Annotated in this window: 1 protein-coding gene; it reads right to left on the bottom strand. The window is 66.7% G+C overall.

Annotated features, from left to right (window positions below):
- Window positions 1-1,221, bottom strand: a 1,221-nt coding sequence (locus tag ACP4J0_RS38455) for an acyltransferase domain-containing protein (RefSeq protein ID WP_426604088.1), incomplete at its 3' end; no start/stop codon positions are given.
- Window positions 1,222-1,236 lie beyond the last annotated feature (15 nt).

The raw sequence follows: 1,236 nt of genomic DNA, 5'->3' as shown, positions 1-1,236 counted from the left end.
CACCCCATCAGCGAACCGCACGGTCTCCCGCACCTGCCGCACCCAGTACCCCGCAGTACACAGCAGCTCCGCATCAGCCGGCTCACCCGTCAGATTCGACACGATCGGGATCCGCGGCACCCCCCACGACAACCCGCCCAGAACCTGCTCGAACTCATCCAGCATCGGCTCCATCAGATGCGAGTGGAACGCATGCGACACCCGCAGCCGACTCGTCCGCCGGCCCAACCCCACAAACCGTTGCGCAACGGCGACAACAGCGTCCTCATCACCCGCGATCACCACCGACTGCGGAGAGTTCACCGCGGCGATCGACACCCTCTCCGACGACAGGAACCCCGCCACCTCGGCCTCAGACGCCTCGACCGCCACCATCGCACCACCCGACGGCAACGCATCCATCAACCGGCCACGAGCCGCCACCAGCACACACGCATCCCCCAACGACAACACACCCGACACATGCGCCGCCGCAACCTCACCCACCGAATGCCCCAACAAGTAAGCCGGCACCACACCCCACGACTCCAAAACCCGGAACAAAGCAACCTCAACCGCGAACAACGCAGGCTGCGCCCACCCGGTCCGCTGCAACAGCCCCGGATCCTCCCCCCACACCACACCCTTCAGCGGACGCTCCACATACCGGTCCAACTCCGCCACCACCGCATCAAACGCCCGCGCAAACACCACCGACGACTCATACAACCGCCGGCCCATCCCAAGACGCTGAGCACCCTGACCACTGAACAACACACCCACACCCGAAGCAGACGCTGCCCGAACCTGCCCCTGGAACACCAACGACGCCGGCTCACCCTCCGCCACCGCCCGCAACCCCGCCACCAACTCACCCCGGTCAGCACCGACAACCGCGGCACGGTGATCGAACACAGACCGAGTCGTCGCCAAAGACAACCCCACATCCCGCACATCCACAACAGGACGGGCATCGACCCACTCCAGCAGACGCGCCGCCTGAGCACGCACCGCCCCACCCGACTTACCCGACACCACCCACGACACCACAGCCCCGGCGAGACCGGGTTCCGATTCGGGCGCGGACGCGTCAGGCTCCGTTTCCGAGGGAGCCTCAAGGATGACGTGCGCGTTCGTACCCGACACACCAAACGACGACACACCCGCCCGACGCGGATGACCCGTCTCCGGCCAGGCCCGCGTCTCGGTCAGCAACTCCACCGCACCCTGCGACCAGTCCACCTTCGACGACGGCGC

Source organism: Streptomyces sp. WG7 (genome assembly GCF_049975785.1).
Lineage (GTDB): Bacteria > Actinomycetota > Actinomycetes > Streptomycetales > Streptomycetaceae > Streptomyces.
This window is presented reverse-complemented; position numbering and strand designations above follow the sequence as displayed.